Consider the following 17,272-nt stretch of genomic DNA (forward strand, 5'->3'; position numbering starts at 1 on the left):
GGAAGTCCCTCTTGAGAACCGACCACAGCACCTATTCCGACATCCGCGCCTATCTGGAATCGCACGACACCGTACTGATCCCGGTTGGCGCCACCGAACAGTACGGCAATCACCTGGCGACGGGCGCCGAACTGCGCATCTGCGAAATGATGGCGACCGAGGTCGGCGCCGCCACTGGCCTGGCTGTCACGCCCATCATCCCGGTGAATTACTCCGCCATGTTTCTCGACTACCCGGGAACGCTGTCCGTCTCGATGTCCACGCTGGAAGCCTATCTGGGCGAGATGTGCGATGCGCTCGCCAGCCAGGGCTTCCGACATTTCTTTTTCGTCAATATCCACGCCGGCTCGCTGGGTCCGATCGAAAGCGTGTGCCGCATGTTGAGGCGGAACTACGACGCGGTTGGCGGCACCATCGATATCTTCAGTGTCATGCGGGATGTGGGCGGCGGGGCGTTCACGACCTCGCAAGCGCCGTCGGGCCATGCCTCGGAAATGGTGACCTCGGTCGCGCTTGCCAAATGTCCCGACCTGGTCTTCATGGACCGCGCCAAGGCGACGCCTGCGCTGCGCGCGTTCACGGAAGGCGTAAAGACCGTATCGAGCGGCAAGGTCACGTTGGGCAAGTCGAGCTTTTCCGTCTTCAGCGACATCAGCGACTACGCCCCCATCGGCACCCAGGGCGATCCCACGGGTGCAACGGCCGACGCCGGGGCGCGCATCTGGGATGCCACGCTCGCCTACATGAGCGACGCCGCCACCCACTTCAGCAAGATGTCTTTCGCGGCCTGACCGGAGCCTTTCCATGCGCATGAACCCTCTCAAAGCCTTATGGGCGGACCGCAAGCCCGCTTTCGGCACCTGGTCCACCCTGGTCCATCATCCTCGCTTCATGAAACTCCTGGCCGTCACGGGACTCGACTTCGTGATCCTGGAAATGGAGCACTCGGACTTCACGATCGGCGAAGTCGGCACCTTGTGCCTGATGGCCCGGGAAGCAGGCATCGTGCCGATCGTCCGGCCCGCCGGCTTGCAGCCGCACGACTACACCCGGCCGCTCGACGCCGGCGCGATGGGTCTGCTCCTGCCCAATGTCGAGACCGCCGAGCAGCTCGAATCCATTCTTTCCGTGACCAAGTTCTACCCGCGCGGCAAACGCATCCTGAATCTTCGGGGCCCGCATACCGACTATGTTCGCCTGACCGAACCGCTGCAGCAGATCGAGACGCTCAACGACCAGACACTGACGATTGCCATGATCGAGTCGCAGGTCGGCCTCGACAACCTGGATGCGATCTGCGCGGTGCAAGGCCTGGATGCCGTGATGGTGGGTCCGGACGATCTGTCGCAGGACCTGGGTGTGCCCGGCGACATGACGCATCCGACCCTAATTGCTGCGCTGGAACAGGTGATCGCCGCGTGCGAGGCGCGCGATGTGCCCTGGGGCTTCAGTTGCCAGGACCGCACGTCCGCCGAACGCTGGATCAAACGAGGCATCCGCTGGATGCCCTATGCCAATGACGCCGCCGCGTTGTTCAACACATTCAGTTCGGCGGCGGCCGATCTCAAGACGATGTCCGGTCGCCAAGGAGTTGCCTCATGAAAGCCGTTTCGCTGTATAGCCCCTATGGCTGGAAAGCCAAGATCGGCCTGATCGTGCCGTCCACCAATACGATCAACGAACCTGAGTTCTGGCGCCTTGCGTCCGATGGCGTAACGATCCACACCGCCCGGGCACTGCTGCTGGGCCCCGCAACGGAAGCGTCGTATTTTGCAATGGCTGCCGCCGTCGATGGCGCTGCCGAAGAGATCGCCACCGCCGAGGTGGACGTCGTCGCCTATGGCTGCACCTCGGGATCCATCATCTGCCCGCTTCCGGAGCTCATCCAGAACATGGCGGAGAAGACCGGGCGGCCGGCCATCGCCACGGCCGGCGCTGTCGTGGCCGCCTTGCGCGCCCTGGGCGTCACGCGCATTGCCCTGGGAACACCCTACGTCGATTTCGTGAACCAGGCCGAAGTGAAATTCCTGGAAGATTACGGCTTCAGCGTCACGTCCATGCATGGACTGGAACTGGGCCAGACACAGGAAGAGCGCCGAGGCATCGGCCGCGTCCCCCCTGAGGCCGTGTTCCGGATGGCACGTGCCATCGATCGGCCCGACGCCCAAGCCATCTTCATTTCGTGCACCAATCTTGCGACGCTGGATGTGATCGCCGACATCGAACGGGAGCTCGGCAAACCGGTTGTCACCAGCAACCAGGCATGTTTCTGGGCGTGCATGCGACTGCTCGGCCTCAAGACACCCACCGTGGGTTATGGCACCCTACTCGAACATTACCTGGACCCTATCGGGCCGGCCGACTGGGCCGTCGCCCCACCGACACGCAAGGCTGCATGACGACTTCTTCTCTCCCCCTGCCCGACATCACCCTCGCCAGCACGCTCTTCGACACACTGAGGCGCGACAGTTTCGATGGCACCGGCATCACCCGCGACAGCTATGGCAAGGGTGAACAGGCGGCTCACGATCTGATCATCCGCACCGCCCGGTCACTCGACCTCGAGGTGGCCGTGGATGGCACGCGCAATCTGTATGTGACGCTGCCGGGCGCCGACCGTTCGGCCCAGTGCACCATGACGGGATCCCACCTGGACTCGGTTCCGGCTGGCGGCAATTACGACGGCGCCGCAGGCGTGGTGGCCGGCATGGCCGTGCTGGCGGGCTGGCGCGCTGCCGGACGCACGCCGCCCCATGACATCACTGTGATGGGCGTCCGGGCCGAAGAGAGCACCTGGTTCCCCTACTCGTACCTGGGGAGCAAGGGTGCGTTCGGCCAGATCGACCGCGACGCTGTCCTGGCGCTCCAGCGCAGCGACACCGGCCGAAGCCTGGCAAGTCACCTTGCCGATTGCGGCGGCGATCCCGCCACGTTTGGCCAGGCCTGGTTGTCGCCGGGCCGTATCGCCCGGTTTGTGGAGCTGCATATCGAGCAGGGCCCGGTATTGATCGAAGCCGGTCTGCCGGTCGGTGTCGTGACCGGAATCCGCGGCGCGATCCGGTATCGCGATGCGCGTGCGCTTGGCACCTATGCGCATTCGGGCGCCGTCCCCAGGCGCAGCCGCCATGATGCCGTCCGTGCGGCAGCCTTGTTCATCGCGGCTATCGACCAGGATTGGGAGCAGCTGGAACACGAAGGCCGCGATCTGGTGATCACCTTCGGCAAGCTCTCGACCAACCCGGCGCAGCATGCGTTCAGCAAAGTGGCCGGCGAGATCGACATCTGCATGGATATCCGCAGTCTGGATCCGCAGACGCTGATCGAGGTCGATGCGCTGCTGGCGCGACGCGCCGCCGAGATTGCCGACCTTGCGCGCGTCGAGTTCATGCTTGGCGAACGCACCGGTTCGGCGCCCGCCGTGATGGACCCGGCCATCATTGCGCAGCTGTCGAAGTCCGCCGAAGCCTTTGGCATTCCCGCCATGCCCATGGCCAGCGGTGCCGGCCATGACGCGGCCGTCTTTGCACAGAACGGCATTCCGACCGGAATGATCTTCGTGCGCAACGACCGCGGATCGCACAACCCCGAAGAATCCATGGACCTGGATGACTTTGCACTGGGCGCGCGGCTGCTTGCCGACGCCCTGTGCCCGTCCGGGTCCGCCTTGCAGGAACGCTGATGCCCGTCTGCCTGATTGTCCAACCCATCCATCCGAGCGGCGTCGAACGCCTGACTGCGGCCGGCGTCGAGTGCCGCATGGCATCGTCCCCCGACATGGCGACCGTTGCGCGCGAGATCGCGGACTGCGACGCGGTCATCACGCGGAACGCGGGGCTCGACACAGCGGCCATCACCGCGGCCCGCCGGCTTCAGGTCATCGCCAACCATGGCATCGGCACGAACAAGATCGACGTGGCACACGCGACGGACCTGGCCATTCCGATTATCTTCACGCCCTCGGCCAACGCCCGATCCGTGGCCGAACACGCCATCATGATGGCGCTGGCAGTGGGCAAGCGGCTGCTGCCAAGCGACCACGCGGTGCGCACGGGTGACTGGGACTACCGCTATCAGCCCGGCCTGCAGGAACTCTTCGGCAAGACGCTGGGCATCGTCGGCTTTGGCACCATCGGGCGACTGACCGCCGATATCGCATCGAAGGGCTTTGGCATGCGCGTGGTGGTGCATTCGCCTTCGGCAGAAGACGCCATGCTTGCCGCCCATGATGCCGAGCGCTGCGGGACGCTTGACGACCTGCTCGCACAATCCGATGTCGTGTCCCTGCATCAGCCTTCGCGTCTGGATACCCGTCACCTGATCAATGCCCGCACTTTGGCATTGATGCGCCCCACTGCCATTCTGGTGAACACGGCTCGCGCTGATCTGATCGACACCGCGGCGCTGGTGGCGGCGCTGGAATCCGGGCAGATCGCAGGCGCGGGGCTGGATGTGTTCGACCAGGAGCCTCTGGCCGCCGACTCGCCACTGCAGCACCTGTCGCGTGTGGTCATGACCCCCCACACCGCGGGCGGCACCGATGAAGCGTTGAAAGCCGCGGCGGACCAATGCGCCGACCAGATCCTGCAGGTGCTGGCCGGTCAACGCCCTGCCCATCTGGTGCGGCCGGCAATCTGGGACCGGCGGCGCACGCAAACAGGCGCATGACCCCCTTGCCGCGCCGCGCCCGACTGTTGCGCCGTTCCATCCTGTCACCACTGGCCCGCACGCCCTGACGGGCGACCCGCTACCATACTGGACGGCTCGCGGAAGGCGGGTGCGGGAGTGTGGCGGGGCATGGTGCGACGGAATAACAAGAACGGCGGCAGGACGAAGGGACGGCGTTGGACCAGCGGGTGGTGTGCCCTGCTGGTTGCATGGCTGTGGATGTCGATGATGGCGATCGCGCCTGCCACGGCGGTGGCGGCGACGGCGCCTGCCGCCGCCGTCGCCCCGCTTCCCTTCGATGGGGGTGGCGACGCGATGCGCGTCGGACCGCACGCGCAGGTCTTTGAAGATACCCGCGGCGATCTGACCTTCGCACAGTTGCGATCGACAACGACCGGCTGGCGCGCGGCGCCGCTCGACACCTTCAATTTCGGGGTATCGACATCCGTCTTTTGGGTGCGCGCCAGCGTGCACAACATCACGGCGGGGCCGCTGCGGATGGTGGTCGACCTGGGCACGCCCAACATGGACTACGTCGATGCCTATGTCGTGGCGGCGGATGGGCAGGTGCGCCAGCAGGTGCATACCGGGGACCGGCTGCCCTTTTCGACACGGGGCATTCACGACCGCACCCTGGCCTTTGCCCACACGCTGAACGGCAACGAGACGGTGGATGTGTATCTGCGGGTCGCGACGCATGACGGCCTGTTCGAGCTGATGCCCTTGCGGGTCTTTGGCACCAAGGGGTTTGTCGAACACACCCATGATGAAAACCTGTTGATCAGCCTGTTCCACGGCGGGCTGATCGTGCTGGTGCTCTACAACCTGTTCCTGTTCGTGTCGACGCGCGAAAAGAACTTTGGCCTGTATGTCGTGTACCTGGTCGTGTTCCTGATCAACAGCTTTGCGTTCCGCGGCTTTGACATGGAACATCTGTGGCCGGACTCGCCCCGTCTGCACAACATTGTGGTGGGCGTCAGCGCCAGCCTGATCTTCGCCAGCGGCGGCGCTTTCACGATGGCCTATCTGCACTTGCGCCGCAAGACCACGCCGTGGGTCTGGCAAGTGGCGGCGGCGCTGATCGCGGCCAATATGTGCGGGGCCTTGCTGGGGCTGTTCGACTTCTACACCCTGGCGGCGGGCTTTGCGGCGATCTTTGGGTTGGCGCTGGTGCTGTTCCTGTACGTGACGGCGGCCGTGCTGGCGGTGCGCGACGTGCGCGAGGCGCGCTTCGTGGTGATGGCCTTTACGGCGCTGATCTGCAGTGCGGTCCTGTATTACCTGCAGTTGCTTGATGTGTTGCCCGCCACGCGTGTCAGCTTCTGGGCCATGCTGGCCGGATCGTGGATCGAACTGATGGTGCTGGGCTTCGGACTGGCCGACGCCATGAACACGCTCAAGACGCAGAAGCTGCAGGCGGAACGCGCGGCGCGCGAGAACCAGGAGGCCATGGCGCTGCGCCTGGAAAAGCGGGTGGTGGAGCGCACGCTGGAACTGGCCGAGGCCAATCGACAGCTCAGTACACTGTCAATTACCGATGAGCTGACCGGTGCCTACAACCGGCGCCATTTCGATCAGCAGTGCGCGCAGCGCCTGGCCCATCGCGGGCGGGGCGAGCCGATCGCGCTTTGCATCTTCGACATCGATCTCTTTAAGCAATACAACGACCGCTACGGCCACGTGGCTGGCGATGCCGTGTTGCGGCGCTTCAGCCATGCCGTGCTATCGGTGCTGCATCCGGAAGGTCACCCGTTGTTCCGGCTGGGCGGCGAGGAATTCGCGACGCTGTTCACGACGCCGACCGAGGCGGAAGCCGATGCGCTGGCGCATCGGTTGCGCGAGACCGTCAATGCGCTGGCCTTGCCGCATGCGGACAGCCCGCGCGGCATCGTGACCGCAAGCTTCGGCGTGGCATGGTGGGGCGGCGAGGCGCTGGACGATCTGACGCCCGAGGTGCTGTACGCCGCGGCCGACCGGCTGCTGTATGAAGCCAAGCGCGGCGGGCGGGACCGGGTGGTGGTGCACACGCAGCCACCGGTGCCGCGAGCTTAGCGGGCGGCAGCGGCCGGCAGCTGGAAACGCTCCATCTCGCGCGTGCGCGGATGATCGGGCCCATACGTGCGGCGCGCCAGGCCCCGCGCTTCCGCCAGGGTGCGTTCGGCATCGGCGCGTTTGGTCGGCTGCATGGCGAGCACCTGCGCCAGCACGAAGGTGCGGGACGCGATGGCATCGCTTTCACCCGACGGTGCAGACGACGGTGAGGTGCGTTTGATGGCCTCGCGCGCGGCGCCTTCGGCCTCGGCCGCGCGGCCCTGGAAGCGGCTGACCACAGCCCGCGACACAAAGTAGTCGGCAGCGGCGGGGCTGGACTCGACACCATTCTTTTTCAGTTCGTCGAGCAGGATCGCGCCGCGGCCTGCGGCACCGGTCTTGGCCAGGTCGCCGGCCAGCAGCACGCCTGCGGCAAGGGTGTTGATGTCGGTGGGGCCGAGTGCTTTCAGGAAGCCCCCATAGGCGATGACGCCGTACTTGACCGCGTCGGCGCTGTCACCGCGATACGAGTGGCCGGTCGCCATCAAGGTGTAGCCATAGGCCTGGTTGACGTTGCCCTCGCCCATCAGGCGCGCGATCTCGGCGTTGAAGCGCTGGCCTTCCTGGATGGCAACGTCGTAGCGGCCGGCATCGAGTGCGCGCATGCCGGTCTCGAAAATCTGCTGGACGGCGACCGCGGGGTTGGCAACGGCGGAGGTGGCACCTGCGCCGGGGGCAGCCGCAGGTGCCTGCGCGGACGTCGACCCGGGCCCAGCGCCCGCGGCCTGCGCCACGGTATCCGTCGCGGCCGCGCTGGCCAGCAGAGGCGCCAGGCTGAGCACTGCCGCCAGCACCATCACGTTCGTCGTTGCTTGAAGTCCACGCGCCATCTTGTCGTCCTTGTCGTTCGCTGCCACGGCGGCGGCCCGGCAACGCGGCCCGCGCCATGTACGGCTGCCCATCATAACCGCCGGTTCTGGGCCCATGCAGGCACCGATACACCCTGCAATCCGGCCTTCCGCCCAAGCAGGACCCGCCGCGTGGCCTACACTTCACCCTTGCGGCCCGCGCTGTCCAGCCGCCCTGCCCGTCCGTCTTTTCTACTGCCCGTCGATGTCCGCTTACCTGATTGCCGCCTTCTACCAATTCGTCGACCTGCCCGACTTTGTCGAGCGCAAGCCGGCGCTGCTTGCCTGCTGCGAAGCCCATGACGTGCTCGGCATGATCCTGCTCGCCGAAGAAGGCGTGAATGGCACCATTGCCGGCCCGCCCGCGGGCGTGCATGCCGTGCTGGACCACCTGCGGGCCTTCCCGGGCATGGGCGGCCTGCAGCACAAGGAATCGTTTGCCGACACGGCCCCGTTCTATCGCATGAAGGTCAGGCTGAAGAAAGAAATCGTGACGCTGGGCGTGCCCGGCATCAGCCCGACCCGCATGGCCGGCACCTATGTCAAACCGGAAGACTGGAATGCGCTGATCAGCGATCCCGACGTGGTGGTCATTGACGTTCGCAACGATTATGAAGTGTCGCTGGGCACCTTCAAGGGCGCGATCGATCCGCGTACTCGCCACTTCAGCGACCTGCCGGAATGGGTGGAAGAACAGGACGTGCTCAAGGCCCGGCCCAAGGTGGCCATGTTCTGCACGGGCGGCATCCGCTGCGAAAAATCCACGGCCCTGCTGCGCGCGAAAGGTTTTGATGAGGTCTATCACCTGGAAGGCGGCATCCTGAAGTACCTGGAAACCGTGCCGGAAGAGCGCAGCCTGTGGGAAGGCGAATGCTTCGTCTTTGATGAACGGGTGTCGGTCGGCCACGGGCTGAAGGTGGGCGACGCGGTGCTGTGCCGGGCCTGCCGCCATCCGCTGACCAAGGACGACCTGGCGTCTCCGTTGTACGAGGCTGGCGTCAGTTGCCCGCATTGCCACGGCACCAAGACCGAAGCCCAGCAGCGCAGCATTGCCGAGCGGCACCGGCAGGTGGAATTGGCGAAACAGCGCAATCAGCGGCACATCGGCGCGCGTTTTCCGGCCGTGCCTGCCGCGCACAATGTGGCCGATGTCCCCGACGCGCCTGGCCGGAACGGCGCGACCGGCGTGGCCGCGCAGCCCGTCCGGCCCACTCCGGCGGACGACGCATCGTGAGCCCCCCGCTGCCAGTCCTGTATTCCTTCCGCCGCTGCCCCTACGCCATGCGTGCACGGCTGGCGATCGCGGCGAGCGGGCAGACCTGCGAACTGCGTGAAATCGTGCTGCGCAGCAAGCCTGCGGAGATGCTGCAGGCGTCGCCCAAGGGCACCGTGCCCGTGCTGGTGGACACCGACGGCACTGTCGTGGACCAGAGCCTGGACATCATGCAGTGGGCCTTGCATCGGAACGATCCGGGGCAGTGGTTATCGCCCGATCAAGAGACGGCCGACGCCATGTTCGCGCTGATTGCCGAGAACGATGGCGCATTCAAGCGGAACCTGGATCGCTACAAGTATCCGGATCGGTATCAGGGTGCCGCGGGGTCGGACCGCGCGAACGGCGCGGACGCCATCGCCGAGCGCGATGCAGGCGCGGCGTGGCTGCGCGGGCTGGACACCCGCCTGCAGGCCCATGCCTGGCTGTTCGGCAGCCGGCCCTGCCTGGCCGACATGGCCATTGCCCCCTTCGTGCGTCAGTTCGCCCACACCGATGCCGCGTGGTTTGCCGCGCAGGACTGGCCCGCGCTGCAAGCCTGGCTGTCCAGCATCCTGGACAGTGACGCCTTTGCCCACGTCATGCAGAAGTGGACGCCGTGGGCATCGGGCACGCAAGGCGTGGCCTTTCCCTGATCGCCCGCACGAAAGTCATCAGTACACCGATCTTCAGCCCACCGACCTTCAGCACGCCGATCTTCAGCTCACTGACCCTCAGTACACCTCGGGCACGATGATGCTGTCCGGCACGGGGTTGCGCACGTAGTCGTCGTGGCGCACCCGCGGTGGCAGCACGATCGGCGCGTGCTCCACCTCTTCGTACGGCATCTGCGACAGCAGGTGGTGGATGCAATTCAGGCGCGCTTTTTTCTTGTCCACCGCCTGCACCACCCACCAGGGCGCTTCCGGAATGTGCGTGCGCTCCAGCATCACTTCCTTGGCCTTGGTGTAGTCCTCCCACCGGCGGCGCGACTCCAGATCCATCGGGCTCAACTTCCATTGCTTGAGCGGATCATGGATACGGCCCAGGAAGCGCAGATGCTGCTCTTCGTCGGAAATCGAAAACCAGTATTTGATGACCTGGATGCCCGAGCGCACCAGCATCTTTTCGAAGTCGGGCACCGACCGGAAGAATTCTTCGACCTCGTCTTCGGAACAGAAGCCCATCACGCGCTCGACGCCGGCGCGGTTGTACCAGCTGCGATCGAACAGGACCATTTCGCCCGCCGCCGGCAGGTGCGACACATAGCGCTGGAAATACCACTGGGTGCGTTCACGATCGTTGGGCGCCGGCAGCGCCGCCACCCGCGCAACCCGGGGATTCAGCCGCTGCGTGATGCGTTTGATCACGCCGCCCTTGCCAGCCGCATCGCGCCCTTCAAAGATGATCACCACCTTGTGGCGCGCCTTGACCACCCAGTCCTGCAGCTTGACCAGCTCGCCCTGCAGCCGGAACAGCTCGCGAAAGTAGCGCCGGCGTTCGGCACGTTCCTCGTCGGATGCATTCGGCGCCAGGCTATCCGACAGCCCGTCCAGCGGGCGGTCTTCCAGCTCCAGTTCAAGCTCTTCGTCGTAGCTGTCGGCCAGGTCCAGGCGGATGCGCCGGATCAAATCATCGTCGTTGCTTAGCATGTCGAGGTCCGGACTAAAAAGGCGGTTGGACCACGACCCTACACCTGCCGCGCTGCAACCGTGTGACAGGGCTGGTTCACGGCTGGCCGCAAGCCAGGTTCGCAGGCACGGCAACGTCCATCAGGCGCGGATGCGGCAGGTGCAGGTTCTGCATGATCTCGATATACGCCTCGCGGGTCTTGCCCGCCAGCCGCGGGTTGCTGCGTTTTTCTTCACCAATGCTCGACGCCGTCCACCCCTTGTAATCGTGGCCCGGATACAGCGTGGTGTCGTCGGGCAACGTGAACAGCTGCTGGATCGAATCCCACGACCGCCCCGCATCGCCGCCCTGGAAATCGGTCCGGCCCGTGCCACGGATCAACAGCGCGTCGCCGGTGAACACCGCGCGCGGATGGTCCGGTTCAAGCACGAAGCTGAACGACTCGTTGGTATGCCCCGGCGTGTAGCGTGCCTCCAGCACGACGCCGTCCACGCGCAGGCGCTCGCCATCCTGCACCCGGTGCGACACGCAAGTGGCCTGCGAAAACTCGCCCATGACCGTCACGCAGCCCGTGTCATCACGCAAGTCACCCAACGCGGTCACATGGTCGGCGTGCGTGTGCGTGTCGATCGCATGCACCAGGCGCACATCCAGGTCGCGCAGCAGCGCCCTGTAGGCAGGCATCTGTTCCTTGACCGGATCAATCAGCAGCGCTTCGCCGCCCACTCGGGACGCAAGCAGATAGGTGTAGGTGCTGGACGTGGCGTCGAACAGTTGGCGGAACAGCATCAAAACACTCCGTAGAAACGCGTCGCGCGTTATTCCATATGAGTATAAGCAAATAGCCTAAAGAGATATACAACACCGCAGCCAAGGCAGTCTGTATAACCAAGCCCAACAACTGGCTGGCCGTCTTTTTAAATGACGTATATCATTTAAAGCCTTGATGGCATTCCGATGGAGCATTTCCATGAACTTCCTGACCTTCGGCCGCCGCAGCGGCCTGCGTGTGTCTGAACTCGCTTTCGGCACCGGCAACTTCGGCACGGGCTGGGGCCACGGCGCCGAACGCGACGAAGCGCGCGCCATGTTCGACGGGTACCTGGACGCAGGCGGCAACTTCCTGGACACCGCCGACACCTATCAGGCCGGGCAGTCCGAAGTGCTGCTGGGGGAATTCATCAAGGGCCAACGCGACGATCTGGTGGTGGCCACCAAGTACACGATGGGCGCCCTGCCCGGCGGCGGCGCAGGCGTTTCGGCCACCGGCAACAGCCGCAAGAACATGATGCGCTCGGTCGACGCGAGCCTGACGCGGCTGGGGACCGACTACATCGACCTGCTCTGGACGCACCTGCCCGATGGCGTCACGCCCATGGAAGAAATCCTGCGTGGCTTTGATGACCTGGTCCGCTCGGGCAAGATCCTGTACGCGGGCCTGTCCAACTTTCCGGCGTGGCGCGTCGCGCGCGCCGACCTGCTGGCCGAACTGCGCGGCTGGGCGCCGCTGGCCGGCATCCAGATCGAATACAGCCTGGCCGAACGCACGCCCGACCGCGAACTGCTGCCCATGGCCGAAGCCCTCGGCCTGGGCGTGGCCACCTGGTCGCCACTGGGCGGCGGTTTCCTGACCGGCAAATACCGCAACCAGGACGCCAACGCCGATGCGCGCCTGACCAAGCTCGGCATGCTGGTCCACACCGAAACCAATGCCCGGCAGACCGCCCTGCTCGACGCCGTGACGTCCGTGGCGGCGCAGGTCGATGCCCCCGCCACCCACGTCGCGATCGCGTGGCTGCTGGCGCGCGCGCGGCGCTCCACCACCGGCATCGTGCCGATCCTGGGATCGCGCACCCGCGCCCAGTTCGATGCGACGATCGGTGCGCTTGCCCTGAAACTGGACGACACGCAGTTGCAGCAGCTGGACGACGCCAGCGCCATTCCGCTGGGCGTGCCGCACGACCAGGCGGCGTCCAGCACGGCCTCGTTGAACGGACGCAAGACCGTGGCGCCAAGGGTCGTGCCGGTGGTGTAATCGGCGATTCCCCCGTCGGCCTGGCCGACTCCCTGGCGCCCCGATGCATGCCTTTTCCCCGCTGATCCGTTACTTTGAAGAAGTCGCCACCCAAGGTTCGGTGCGCCGCGCCGCCGAGCGCCTGCATATCGCGCCGTCGGCGGTCACCCGCCAGATCATGAAGCTGGAAGAGGCGCTGGACATGCAGCTGTTCGACCGGCTGCCGCGCGGTGTGCGGCTGACGTCCGCAGGTGAACTGCTACTGGCGTCGGTGCATCGGCTGCAACGCGACTTCGACAGCGCCATCACGCAGGTGGATGCACTGAAGGGGCTGCGGCGGGGCCGCATCTCGATCGGCGTCATGCAGCATTTCAGCGATCAGGTGATTCCGGATCTGATCACTGAACTCCATGCGCAGTACCCCGGCATCGTCTTTACCGTGTTCGTCGGCAATTCGGACGACATCGTCGATCGGATTGCCAAGGGTGAGCTCGACATCGGCCTGTGCTGGGAACCCCCCGCCTCCGCCCCCGTGCGACGGGTGCGTACCGCCGCCATGCCTATCGGACTGGTGGTGCGTCCCGATCATCCGTATGCCGCCCGCAAAAGCGTACGGCTGCGCGAATGCGCGCGCCTGCCGTTGATCCTGCCGACGGACGACATGGAGCTGCGCCGGGTGCTGGACAGCACGCTGCATGGCGCTGCGGAAAGGCTCGACCCCATGACCGAAACCAATTCGATTGCGACCCTGCGGCAGCTGACGCTGCTGGGAACGGGCGCCGCCATCATGGCCCGCATCAACATCGTGCGCGATATCCGCGAGGGGCGGCTGGTGCACGTCCCGTTGTCGGACAAGGGCGTGAAGTCCTTCCACTTCGCCTTGCTGGTGCGCAGTGAACGCAATCTGTCGGTGGCCGCGGCCATGTTGCTCGAGCTGCTGGAAAGCCGCTTCAATGGCTATGTCGGCCACGACACCGGACGCAAGTCTGCGTTGCCTTGAAGTGAACGCAGCCATCGAAAAACGGTGCTAGTTGGCACCCCAGCGCGATAGTAGAGTGCAGCCTTCCCCAGTCACTGTCGAAGGCCAATCCCATGCGGTCATTGTTTTCCTTGCCTCGCCGCGCCGTGTTGCTCGGCCTGCTTGCCCTGTCCGCGGCCACGATCGCCATTCCTGAATCGGCCAGCGCACAGGCCGCGGCACCGTCCCCCGTCAAGATCCGTTTTCAGCTCGACTGGCGCTTCGAAGCCAGCGCGATCCCCTACATCCTTGCGCAGCGCAAAGGGTATTTCGCGCAGGAAGGGCTGGACGTCGCGATCAACGTCGGGTCCGGCGCATCGGCCACGGTGACGCGTCTGGCCACGGGTACCGTGGACATGGGCGTGGGGGACATGTCGTCGGTGATCGAGTTCGCCGCCAACAATCCGCAACTGCCCGCGCGTGCCGTGTTCCTGGTCTACGAGAACTCGCCCGCCGCCATCATGACCCTGAAGAAAACGGGCATCCGGCGCGTGGCGGACCTGAAGGGCAAGACCATCGGCAGCCCGGTCAACGACGGCGCGCGCAAGGTCTTCCCTTTGCTGGCCGCGGCCAATGGCCTTGCGCCAACCGATGTGACGTGGATGTCGATCGAACCCGCGATGCGTGAAACGATGCTGGTGCGGGGGCAGGTCGATGCGATCGCCGCCTACCTGGCGTCGGGGCTCATGTCGCTGGAAAAGCTGGGCGTGCCCGCCGATCAGATCGAGATCCTGCCCTATGCCGACAACGGCGTGCAGATCTACGGCAACGCGGTGCTGGCCAGTACCGCGTTCCTGCAATCGCACCCCGATGCGGTACGCGGCTTTCTGAAAGCCGTGGCGCGCGCGTTCAAGGACATGTATGCGGATCGGGCAGAAGCCGTCCGTGCACTGAAGGCGTTCGAACCGCTGGTCGAAGTGCCGGTGGAAACCACGCGCCTGAATATCTTCCTGGACCGGCAGGTCGACACGCCGCTGTCCCGCCGCAACGGCATCGGGGAAATCGACCCGCAGCGCCTGCAGCAAAACATTGACCGGCTGGCCCCGGAAATGAAATTGAAGACGCGCCCGGACGCGGCGGGTCTGATCGACATGCGCTACCTGCCGTCCCGCGCCGAACGCACCGTGATTGCGAATTGAGCAGGCTCAATCATGAACAGCACTGAAACGACCAGCACTGAGATGTCGTCCATGGCCACCTTGCCCACGCAAGCCGCGGCGCCGCTGACGGTGCCCACCGTCGCCTTCGGCCGCTTCCGTGATGGCAGTGCCGCCGAACGTCAGGCCATCGCCGCCCGGATCGTTGCCGCAGGCGAGACCTACGGCTTCTTCTACCTGTCGGACAACGGCGTCGCGCGCACCCAGGTCGATGCGGCGTTCGACGCGGCACGTGCGTTCTTTGCACTGCCGCTGGCCGATCGCATGGCCTGCCGGGCGGGTGAAAAGCGGCAGAACCGCGGCTACCAGCCGATGTTCGACACGCAGCAACGGGCCGAGGCCACGCCGGATGGCAAGGAATCCTTCGACATGGGGTTTCCCTTTTCGGCGGATGACCCGGGCGTCGTGGCCGGCCTGCCTTTCCACGGCCGCAACACCTGGCCGGACCTGCCGGGCTTTCGGGACACGATCGAAGGCCTGTACACCCGTCTGCTGGCGACCGGCCACGACGTGCTGCGCGCCATGGCCCTGGGGCTGGGCGCCGACCCGGAACTGTTCGCGCGCCAATGCCAGCGGCCGTCCACCAATATGCGGCTGGTGCACTACCCGCCGCAGGATCAGATTGCCGGGCGCACCGACAAAGGCGCGGGTGCGCATACCGATCGCGGCCTGATCACCCTGCTGCTCAATGACAACGAGGCCGGACTGGAAGTGCAGTCGCTGGACGGCACGTGGATCGCCGTGCCGCCGCAACAAGACGCCCTGATCGTCAACGTCGGGCAGTTGATGACCCGCTGGACCAACGGCAGGTTGCGGTCGGCCGTGCATCGGGTCATCAACGCGTCGGGCCGCGAACGGTATTCGATCCCGCAGTTCCACCACCCTGATTATCACGCGGTGGTGGACCCGCGCGACCTGCCGCTGACCAAGGAACCGGCATTTGATGCGGTGGTGGCCGGCGACTTTGTCGCGAAGGGCTTTGGCGCCGATCGCGCGTCCTGGAAGACCCCTTAAAACCCTTCCAGCACCACCTTGCCTTTCGCCTTGCCTGACTCGATCAGCGCATGCGCGCGCTTCAGATTCTCGGCATTGATCGTGCCGAACTGCTCGCCCAGCGTGGTGCGGATGATGCCGGCGTCGATCAGGTCGGCCACTTCATTCAGCAGGTGATGCTGCTCGATCATGTCGGGCGTCTGGAACAGCGAACGGGTGAACATCAGTTCCCAATGCACCGACACGGCCTTGCGTTTGAGCGGCATGATGTCCAGCGTCTTGGGATCGTCGATCAGCAGCAGCTTGCCTTGCGGGGCGACGACCTCCACGATGCCGTCGAAGTGATCCGACGTGTTGGTCAGGCTGGCGACCTTTTCCACGTTCTCGATGCCCAGCGCCTGCAGTTGCGGCAGGAAGGGCTTGCTGTGATCGATGACGTGATGGGCGCCCAAGGACAGGCACCACTCGCGCGTCTCAGGGCGTGAGGCGGTCGCGATCACGGTCAGGCCGGTCAGGCGGCGAGCCAGCTGGATCAGGATGGACCCGACGCCGCCCGCGCCGCCGATAATCAGCAGGTGGCCGGCGTCGCGCTTCTTGCCGACGACGGCGCCCAGCCGGTCGAACAGCAGTTCCCAGGCGGTGATGGCGGTCAATGGCAGCGCGGCGGCCTCGGCGTTGCTGAGGGTGGACGGCTTGCGGCCGACGATGCGTTCGTCCACCAGATGGAATTCGGCGTTCGCGCCCGGGCGGGCAATCGACCCGGCGTAGTAGACCGCGTCGCCCGCCTTGAACAGGGTCACGTCGGGCCCGACGGCTTCGACAATGCCCACCGCGTCCCATCCCAGCACCTTGGCTTCGCCTTCGGGCGGGGCGGCGCTTTTGCGCACCTTGGTGTCGACCGGGTTGACCGAAATGGCCTGCACGGCCACCAGCAGGTCGCGGCCGGCAGCCTGCGGCTTGGGCAGGTCCAGGTCCACCAAGGCGGCGGGATCGTTGATCGGAAGGGGGGTGTGGTAGCCGACAGCTTTCATGGCGTTGCCTTGCGAGAGAGATAACGAACCGCTAAATTAGGCCATACCGACGTTTCGGTAAATACGCCAATTTTGTGTATCTAGTACCCTTTTGGATACTGTCCCATGACCCCGAAAAACTACGACTGCGCGGCGGGCTGCCCGGTCGAAGCCACCCTGGACCTGATCGACGGCAAGTGGAAAGGCGTGATCCTGTACCACTTGTGCGACGGCACGATGCGTTTCAACCAGCTGCGCAAGGCGCTGGCCGGCATCACGCAGCGCATGCTGACCAAGCAGCTGCGCGAACTGGAAGAATGCGGGCTGATCGTGCGCAAGGTCTATGCGCAGGTGCCGCCCAAGGTCGAATACACCCTGTCCGCGGAAGGCGACAGCCTGCGGCCGGTGATCACGGCGCTGGCCACGTGGGGCCAGGCGCGGCTTGCACGCGTCAATGCGGATAACGCCGCCGTCAGCGCCGCGGCCGTGGAACGCGACGCCGCCGAAGGCGCCGACCCCTACGCCCTGCACGCAGCCTAGCTCTGCAGTTGTACTATGCACACGGTCCGGCGCCCTTGCCGGCCCCCACTCC

Annotated in this window: 17 protein-coding genes; 13 read left to right on the top strand and 4 right to left on the bottom strand. The window is 65.4% G+C overall.

Features of this window, described 5'->3' with window-relative positions; all coding sequences use genetic code 11:
* Positions 1 to 11 precede the first annotated feature (11 nt).
* From HD883_RS17150 to HD883_RS17175, 6 genes are all read left to right on the top strand, one after another.
* Positions 12 to 791 carry a creatininase family protein gene (locus tag HD883_RS17150; RefSeq protein ID WP_179583322.1) on the top strand — a complete coding sequence of 260 codons (780 nt, stop codon included), beginning with the start codon at positions 12 to 14 and terminating at the stop codon, positions 789 to 791.
* Positions 792 to 804: 13 nt separating this feature from the next.
* Positions 805 to 1,602, top strand: a complete 798-nt coding sequence (locus HD883_RS17155) for an HpcH/HpaI aldolase family protein (protein ID WP_179583320.1) — start codon at positions 805 to 807, stop codon at positions 1,600 to 1,602.
* Positions 1,599 to 2,399, top strand: coding sequence for a maleate cis-trans isomerase family protein (locus HD883_RS17160; protein WP_179583318.1), 801 nt, complete (start codon positions 1,599 to 1,601; stop codon positions 2,397 to 2,399). Before HD883_RS17155 ends, HD883_RS17160 begins: the two co-directional genes overlap by 4 nt.
* Positions 2,396 to 3,679 carry a Zn-dependent hydrolase gene (locus HD883_RS17165; protein WP_179583316.1) on the top strand — a complete coding sequence of 428 codons (1,284 nt, stop codon included), beginning with the start codon at positions 2,396 to 2,398 and terminating at the stop codon, positions 3,677 to 3,679. Before HD883_RS17160 ends, HD883_RS17165 begins: the two co-directional genes overlap by 4 nt.
* Positions 3,679 to 4,665 (top strand): hydroxyacid dehydrogenase, encoded by a 987-nt coding sequence (locus HD883_RS17170; protein WP_179583314.1) that lies wholly within the window; start codon positions 3,679 to 3,681, stop codon positions 4,663 to 4,665. The genes HD883_RS17165 and HD883_RS17170 overlap by 1 nt, the downstream gene beginning before the upstream one ends.
* Before the next feature lie 228 nt (positions 4,666 to 4,893).
* Positions 4,894 to 6,717: a sensor domain-containing diguanylate cyclase gene (locus HD883_RS17175; protein ID WP_179583312.1), complete on the top strand. Its 1,824-nt coding sequence runs from the start codon at positions 4,894 to 4,896 to the stop codon at positions 6,715 to 6,717.
* Here the strand turns inward: HD883_RS17175 and HD883_RS17180 are convergent.
* Positions 6,714 to 7,586, bottom strand: a complete 873-nt coding sequence (locus HD883_RS17180) for a hypothetical protein (protein ID WP_179583310.1) — start codon at positions 7,584 to 7,586, stop codon at positions 6,714 to 6,716. The genes HD883_RS17175 and HD883_RS17180 overlap by 4 nt on opposite strands.
* Before the next feature lie 223 nt (positions 7,587 to 7,809).
* Between HD883_RS17180 and trhO the strand changes: the two genes are divergently transcribed.
* Positions 7,810 to 8,838, top strand: coding sequence for an oxygen-dependent tRNA uridine(34) hydroxylase TrhO (trhO, locus tag HD883_RS17185; protein ID WP_179583308.1), 1,029 nt, complete (start codon positions 7,810 to 7,812; stop codon positions 8,836 to 8,838).
* Positions 8,835 to 9,512, top strand: coding sequence for a glutathione S-transferase (locus HD883_RS17190; RefSeq protein WP_179583306.1), 678 nt, complete (start codon positions 8,835 to 8,837; stop codon positions 9,510 to 9,512). Before trhO ends, HD883_RS17190 begins: the two co-directional genes overlap by 4 nt.
* Before the next feature lie 78 nt (positions 9,513 to 9,590).
* On the opposite strand, the gene ppk2 is transcribed toward HD883_RS17190, so the two are convergent.
* Positions 9,591 to 10,508: a polyphosphate kinase 2 gene (gene ppk2 / locus HD883_RS17195; protein WP_179583304.1), complete on the bottom strand. Its 918-nt coding sequence runs from the start codon at positions 10,506 to 10,508 to the stop codon at positions 9,591 to 9,593.
* Positions 10,509 to 10,584: 76 nt separating this feature from the next.
* The gene (locus HD883_RS17200) at positions 10,585 to 11,277 is read right to left on the bottom strand and encodes an MBL fold metallo-hydrolase (protein ID WP_179583302.1); all 693 of its coding nucleotides are present in this window, start codon (positions 11,275 to 11,277) and stop codon (positions 10,585 to 10,587) included.
* A gap of 181 nt (positions 11,278 to 11,458) precedes the next feature.
* Here HD883_RS17200 and HD883_RS17205 point away from each other — a divergent pair, with 181 nt between their 5' ends.
* The 4 genes from HD883_RS17205 (at position 11,459) to HD883_RS17220 (ending at position 15,691) form a co-directional block, all read left to right on the top strand.
* On the top strand, positions 11,459 to 12,523 hold the full coding sequence (locus HD883_RS17205) for an aldo/keto reductase (protein ID WP_179583300.1): 1,065 nt from the start codon (positions 11,459 to 11,461) through the stop codon (positions 12,521 to 12,523).
* A 43-nt stretch (positions 12,524 to 12,566) separates the two neighbouring features.
* The gene (locus HD883_RS17210; protein WP_179583298.1) at positions 12,567 to 13,502 is read left to right on the top strand and encodes a LysR family transcriptional regulator; all 936 of its coding nucleotides are present in this window, start codon (positions 12,567 to 12,569) and stop codon (positions 13,500 to 13,502) included.
* Between the two features lie 92 nt (positions 13,503 to 13,594).
* Positions 13,595 to 14,659 carry an ABC transporter substrate-binding protein gene (locus HD883_RS17215; RefSeq protein WP_179583296.1) on the top strand — a complete coding sequence of 355 codons (1,065 nt, stop codon included), beginning with the start codon at positions 13,595 to 13,597 and terminating at the stop codon, positions 14,657 to 14,659.
* Between the two features lie 12 nt (positions 14,660 to 14,671).
* Positions 14,672 to 15,691 carry an isopenicillin N synthase family dioxygenase gene (locus HD883_RS17220; protein ID WP_179583294.1) on the top strand — a complete coding sequence of 340 codons (1,020 nt, stop codon included), beginning with the start codon at positions 14,672 to 14,674 and terminating at the stop codon, positions 15,689 to 15,691.
* On the opposite strand, the gene HD883_RS17225 is transcribed toward HD883_RS17220, so the two are convergent.
* On the bottom strand, positions 15,688 to 16,701 hold the full coding sequence (locus HD883_RS17225; RefSeq protein WP_179583292.1) for a zinc-binding alcohol dehydrogenase family protein: 1,014 nt from the start codon (positions 16,699 to 16,701) through the stop codon (positions 15,688 to 15,690). The two genes, HD883_RS17220 and HD883_RS17225, sit on opposite strands and share 4 nt — an antisense overlap.
* Before the next feature lie 105 nt (positions 16,702 to 16,806).
* Here HD883_RS17225 and HD883_RS17230 point away from each other — a divergent pair, with 105 nt between their 5' ends.
* On the top strand, positions 16,807 to 17,220 hold the full coding sequence (locus HD883_RS17230) for a winged helix-turn-helix transcriptional regulator (protein ID WP_179583290.1): 414 nt from the start codon (positions 16,807 to 16,809) through the stop codon (positions 17,218 to 17,220).
* The last annotated feature ends 52 nt before the right edge of the window (positions 17,221 to 17,272 follow it).

This window comes from Pigmentiphaga litoralis, assembly GCF_013408655.1.
GTDB classification, from domain to species: Bacteria; Pseudomonadota; Gammaproteobacteria; order Burkholderiales; family Burkholderiaceae_B; genus Pigmentiphaga; species Pigmentiphaga litoralis_A.